Origin of the sequence: Halolactibacillus miurensis (genome assembly GCF_900116255.1) — a bacterium.
GTDB lineage: Bacteria > Bacillota > Bacilli > Bacillales > Amphibacillaceae > Halolactibacillus > Halolactibacillus miurensis.
The window spans coordinates 1-4,392 of the sequence record NZ_FPAI01000052.1 but is presented as its reverse complement, the minus strand read 5'-3'; the positions used below and the strand labels follow the sequence as shown (position 1 = coordinate 4,392).

At 36.9% G+C, this 4,392-nt stretch carries 2 protein-coding genes and 2 pseudogenes; 2 read left to right on the top strand and 2 right to left on the bottom strand.

Annotated elements, in window-relative coordinates; genetic code table 11:
* Positions 1-117 (bottom strand): annotated as a pseudogene (locus tag BM390_RS15905) (IS4 family transposase); the annotation flags it as partial.
* 1,139 nt (positions 118-1,256) lie between these two features.
* On the opposite strand from BM390_RS15905, the gene BM390_RS15075 reads away from it, so the two are divergent.
* The gene (locus BM390_RS15075; RefSeq protein WP_062323915.1) at positions 1,257-2,333 is read left to right on the top strand and encodes a glycoside hydrolase family 11 protein; all 1,077 of its coding nucleotides are present in this window, start codon (positions 1,257-1,259) and stop codon (positions 2,331-2,333) included.
* Positions 2,334-2,732: 399 nt separating this feature from the next.
* Here BM390_RS15075 and BM390_RS15070 read toward each other — a convergent pair.
* Positions 2,733-3,950, bottom strand: a pseudogene (locus tag BM390_RS15070) (IS256 family transposase).
* Positions 3,951-4,120: 170 nt separating this feature from the next.
* Between BM390_RS15070 and BM390_RS15900 the strand changes: the two are divergent.
* A complete protein-coding gene (locus BM390_RS15900; protein ID WP_439895613.1) occupies positions 4,121-4,300 on the top strand; it encodes a hypothetical protein in 180 nt (59 codons plus the stop codon).
* Positions 4,301-4,392: the final 92 nt, after the last annotated feature.

Below are 4,392 nucleotides of genomic sequence, written 5' to 3'. Positions count from 1 at the left end.
TATTCAATGGTAGCGTACTTGAATCAATAATCTTAAGGGGCATTGTCACTTTTCGTTGATGATTAAAATCCGATTTTTTTGGATATCGGCAACTAACTTAAGAAAAAGAGATCTAAAAAATCTGAAGAAATTTGCGAAAACCATTGTTCAAATGATTTTTTTCCAGTAAACTTATCCATGTGTTTGTCCTTTATTTTGGATTTGGATTGGTTTACTCCCCCCAACCATTATAAAGGATTTTTTAATAGAAAAATATAATTTCAGAATATTACGAATATAGTTAAAACAGTCTGAAATTTTTTATGCGACACTAGTAACCCAACATATATAAAAGAGCCCCGCTAATAAATATCGTCATAGTATTATCTAACGTAATATTTCAATATTTAACAGCTTATCTATAACGTCTAGTTCACACCCCCTCCCCTTCCGTTAGTTTAGGAAAGATAGGGACACTTAGGCTGTTCGCATGGATGCACGAATATTATACGTTACATATAGCGCAAAATGCGGAATTCCGATGTGGATTAACTTACTAGGACATCGCTATAATAGCCTTATAATTGATACCGGTGGTCGGGGTCGAGTTGAAGTCAGAACGCCTTATTAAATAGGTTTTATGACTTTAACTGTGTAAAATTCGTGTAAAATATTTAAACTTTTCTCTTCTATTTAAATGGCAATGCATATACAACGATCTAAAGAATATAATTATTTAACAAATTATTATTGTACTTCGGATAACCGACATGTATTCACCCCACATCGTTCGGATTACTTTTTACTAGTAAAAACATCTGTTATTTCCGTCGTAGCATCTGTTCCTACTCCGATTGCAATCTCCAGACCTGCTTTATCTTGTGGCAAACCTCAGCATCAGTAATTACTTGTATCTCGCATCCCTTGAAGTCCTTGCCCTGTTAGTGCGCATGATTACGAAAAGAGAATAACTAATAAGGTTACTTCTCTAAATAATCATTATATTTTTTATCATATATCTGGCTATAGTATAAACACTCTCAAAACTAAATCCTTCTAACTGCAGAAGATATGTTCTTGTTGAACTAAATTCAAAATTCACGGGTGAAAGTCATACAAGAAAAAGGTGATAAATAATTTGTAATGAGCATAAATTTTATAATGGAGGTGTAATTAGGTTGGAATAAAAATAAAAAGATGACCTAACAAAGGCCATACAGAAACTCAGGAGATTTTTAATTTAGTTATACCAAAAAAGGAGGAATTGCAAATTGAAATTGATACAAAAAAGAAAGATGTTCTTTTTAGCAATTGTATTTTGTTTCGCACTTATATTACCTACAGTAATTGTACATGCGGCAGTCACTAGTAATGAAACTGGTACACATGGCGGATACGACTATGAATATTGGAAGGATAGCGGTGGTTCCGGAATCATGACTCTAAATAGTGGTGGTACCTTCAGTGCTGAGTGGAGTAATGTTAATAACATTTTATTCCGTAAAGGGAAAAAATTTGATGAGACACAGACGCACCAACAAATTGGTAATATGTCAATAAACTACGGGGCGAACTACCAGCCAAACGGCAATTCGTATTTAACTGTCTATGGATGGGCAGTTGACCCACTCGTAGAATTTTATATAGTTGATAGCTGGGGCAGCTATCGACCGACAGGAACACACAAAGGTACCATTAATGTTGACGGTGGCACATATGACATATATGAGACAACACGAACTAACCAACCTTCTATCAAAGGAACTGCAACTTTTAAACAGTATTGGAGTGTTCGAACATCAAAGCGCACGAGCGGAACTATATCTGTTAGCGAACACTTTAAAGCATGGGAAAATTTAGGTATGCAAATGGGTAACATGTATGAAGTCGCACTTACTGTAGAGGGCTATCAAAGTAGTGGAAGTGCTGATGTGTATAGTAACACATTTACTATCGGTGGTAGCTCCGGCGGGGACAGCGGCTCCGATGGCAGCACTACGAAAGTGGAAACTGAGGATATGACCAAAGGCGGCCAGTACACAGGGAATATTAGCTCGCCGTTTAATGGAGTTGCTTTATATGCTAATAATGATTCTGTGAGCTACACACAATATTTCGCGAACAACACTCATAGTTTTTCACTACGTGGTGCTTCAGATAATTCAGAGATGGCTAGAGTCGACTTAATAATCGGTGGGCAAAATAAGGGAACCTTTTATTTCGGTGGAAGCTATCCTGCGGTATATACAATAGACAATGTTAGCCATGGAACTGGAAATCAAACGATCGAACTTGTTGTAACAGCCGATGACGGAACATGGGATGCTTTCATTGATTATTTGGAGATCCAATAAATTTCTGAAGTGACACTTTTAAAGTTATTCTTTTATTTTTGATTGAGATTCCAAACAAAATCCCAGTAGGATGCTTCTGCTGGGGTTTTTTGTATGCATCTATCTACTTCATGGAATTGAAACATCATAAACACCAGTGCTAATTTGATCTAATATATCCTTAATATAACTCTTTAATTGGTAGTGTCAAGAATTTTGTGTAAACCTCTATATTGTAGTTCCAGAGTTACTGTATAAATTTAGAAATATATATGAACGCTCAGCCACAGCGCAGCTGCTTGTCCTTGATTGTGTGACTGTTTCTTAGTGATTCAGGGGATGGGTTCGGGGTCCCGCCCCTTGCTTAGAAACACTTGTATCGTTATACCATCCGCCTATTATTCTTCATAAAGTCACACGTCACACAGTCAAGGATGGCGTACTTTGTTGTTTCGCTAGCTGTTCTTCGAACATCTCTATAATTTCTGGTTTAGCTTTTTTAAAGCCGCGATGACAACGCATCGGAAATTTTTGATTATAATCTAAGAAGATTGAGACGAGAAAACGTTCTAAGGATTCCTCGTTTGGAAATTGCTCTTTTCTCTTTGTATACCGCTTGATTTGAGCGTTGAATCCCTCAATCAAATTGGTTGAGTAAAGACTGCGTTGAATGCACTCTGGAAAATCCAAAAAGACGATAAGTTGTTTGTTTTGAACAATCTTATCGATGAGTTTTTTATATGATGGGCGCCATTTCTTTTCAAAGACTTCGAGAGCCTCTTGTGCACTTTCAAGATCCGTCGCTTGATGGATATTCTTGAAGTCATCGGCAATCTCTTCGCGATCACTGATACGCGCTTTCCCATTAATATTGCGGACAATGTGTACAAGACATGTTTGATGTTTGGCGTAAGGATAGACGCGATGAATCGCGTCTGTCATGCCTGAAAGACCATCAGAAATGAATAATAAGACGTTTTCAAGACCACGTGCTTTTAGACCTTGAATCAACTCTTCTCATACCATAGCGGACTCTGTCGGCGCAATTGTAAAGTCTAGGACTTCTTTGTGCCCATCTTCATCAATGCCAATCGCGATATAAACAGCTTCTTTGGCAACGGTTTTACGACGAAGTGGCGTGTGCGTTGCATCTAAATAAACGCAGACATATCGCTTGTTTAGAGGGCTATATTTATAAGCTTCAATATCAGCTTCAACGATCTTAGTGAAGTTAGAAATGGTTTGTTTAGAATAGTGATGTCCATACATTTTCTCCATGAGATCAGCGATTTCTGATGTTGTCCCCCCTTTTTTATACAGATGGATCACAACTTCTTCGAGCGATTCACTATTACGTTTATAGGGAGCAACGGTCTGTTGTTCAAAGAAACCATCACTATCACGAGGAACTTGAATAGACAATTCACCAAACTCCGTATTAAATTTGCGTGAGTAATAGCCATTTCGAGAATTACCTGAGTTGATGCTTTTGGCATCATAAGGCTCATAATCGAGGAAACATGTTAGTTCATTTCGAAGCAATTGATTAACAGCGTGTTCTAAATGTTCACGAAAAAATTCTTTAATATCACGATTTTCAACTAGAGCTTGAGCTAAATCTGTAGTAAGATGGTTCATAGGAAGTCCTCTTTTCTGTGAATGTTGTTTGGTAACTCTATTCTACTAAAAGAGGCTTCCTTTTTCCATGCTCAAAAACAAGTCTAAGGTCGTTCACACAAAATATCGCACACTATCGAAACAACTATCAATTAGACCATTATGTCAAAAAGCTATATACAAAACGCTTTTTGAAATTACTATTTTATGCGCAATTAAACGAAACAGAGAGTTTGCGTGCTTTAAGTGACCCTTTATTTTCTGAGAATCTTCAAAAAGAAACGGATCTTGGATCAATTAGCTTTTCGCAATTAGGGCGTCGATTAAATAAAATTCCACGGAATTTTTTAGATCTCTTTTTCTTAAGTTAGTTGCCGATATCTAAAAAAATCGGATTTTAATCATCAACGAAAAGTGACAATGCCCCTTAAGATTATTGATTCAAGTACGCTACCATTGAATC